At 67.1% G+C, this 1407-nt stretch carries 1 protein-coding gene and 1 pseudogene; both read right to left on the bottom strand.

All coding sequences use genetic code 11. From position 1 onward, the window contains the following. Positions 1-185: 185 nt before the first annotated feature. Positions 186-1001: a hypothetical protein gene (locus Y694_RS21805; RefSeq protein WP_036236700.1), complete on the bottom strand. Its 816-nt coding sequence runs from the start codon at positions 999-1001 to the stop codon at positions 186-188. Between the two features lie 143 nt (positions 1002-1144). Further along, a pseudogene (locus Y694_RS25135) lies at positions 1145-1407 on the bottom strand (ACP S-malonyltransferase); the annotation flags it as partial.

Genomic DNA, 1407 nt, shown 5'->3' with positions numbered 1-1407 from the left:
TCGTCGGGGCGGGGCGTGCTGGCATCTTGCTGCTCTTCTATGGATCGGCCGCTGTGACCGCGCCCCCGCGGTCGACAGTCGATCTCCGGGGCGCGGCACCCGCATCGATCGGGTCGGCGGCACGGGGGCCGCAGGCGGTGCGATCGACGCGCCGCCGCAGTGTAGAGCCAGCCGTCGGCCCGGCCCTACAGGGCCATCGCGCGCCGCTCGTCGTTCTCGAGGATCGGCCCGTCGAGCGTGACGCGCGTGTTCTGCACGTCGGAGGTGCGGAAGCGCGCGATGATGGGCCGCAGCTCCTCCTTCACGTGCTTGTCGCTGTAGCCGTTGAACAGGTGGCCGAACAGGCCGCGCCGCAGGTCGCTGGTGCCCATCAGGTAGTCGGCGATCGGGTACGACAGGTTCATGTTGTACTTCATCATGATCCCCTGGTTGTGGTGCGCGGTGTGGTGGCGCCGGATCGTGTTGATGAAGGGCATGTTGTGCACGAACCAGTTGTCGTGCACGTGGCAGCAGTAGTGGAAGATCTCGTAGTTGAGGTACATCGCCACCATCGTGATGAAGACGATGTAGCCCGCATTGGCGTTCCACACCAGGCTGGTCAGGAAGCCCAGCGTCGTGCCACCGATGCCCAGCACCGTGAGCACGCGCCACGGGAAGAACACGATGCGGAACTCGCGCACCGTGTCGATGGTGGGCTCGTTGTCGGTGAAGTACTGGTGGTGCTCGCGGGTGTGGCGCTCGTAGATCGCGCGCAGCGCGAACACGTCGATGCGCCGGTGCATCACGTAGGTGTGCATGGCCCACTCGACGAAATTGCCGAACAGGAACACCGGCGCGACCATCAGCCATTCCCAGGTGGGGTTCTGCAGCTGCGTGGCGCAGTACCAGATGCCGCCGATGCCGGCGGCGAACATCACCGCGACGTGCAGCAGGCCGTTGTAGAGCGGGCTGATGTTGGACTTGTACTGTTCACGGAACTTGCGTTGACGTTCGGTCATCATGGCGGGTCTCCGATTGTCGGTATGGTACTAATATATTAGTTGCCGACAAAGAGTCCGTCAAGCCCTCCGGACTCGGGGTTTCACCGGGGCTGGCGGACGCGGTCGGAGGGGCGGTGTGGCGAAGGCGGCGGGTCGCCGCCGCCTCAGGCGTCGAGCCGGGCCCGCAGCCAGTCGGCCACGCCGCGCCAGGAGCGGAAATCGGCGACCGAGCGCACATCGATGTCGGGCTGCGCCTCGGCCAGCAGCTTGGCCAGCGAGCGGCCGGGGCCGAGTTCCAGCACCACCCGAACGCCGCTCTCGGACAGCTCGCGCATGCAGTCGGCCCAGCGCACCGGCTCGGCGATCGCGCGGGCCAGCGCGGCCAGGCCGCCTGCCGCGTCGAAGCAGCGTCGCCCGTCGATGCCGC

The sequence above is a fragment of the Methylibium sp. T29-B genome, assembly GCF_000576225.1.
Taxonomy (GTDB): Bacteria; Pseudomonadota; Gammaproteobacteria; order Burkholderiales; family Burkholderiaceae_C; genus Methylibium; species Methylibium petroleiphilum.
Note: the sequence above shows the minus strand (reverse complement) of the source record. Positions and strands in the feature narration are given on the sequence as shown.

Excerpts from the sequence above, each read along its gene's own strand:
- Y694_RS21805 (WP_036236700.1), bottom strand. The coding sequence starts at position 1,001 with ATGATGACCGAACGTCAACGCAAGTTCCGTGAACAGTACAAGTCCAAC.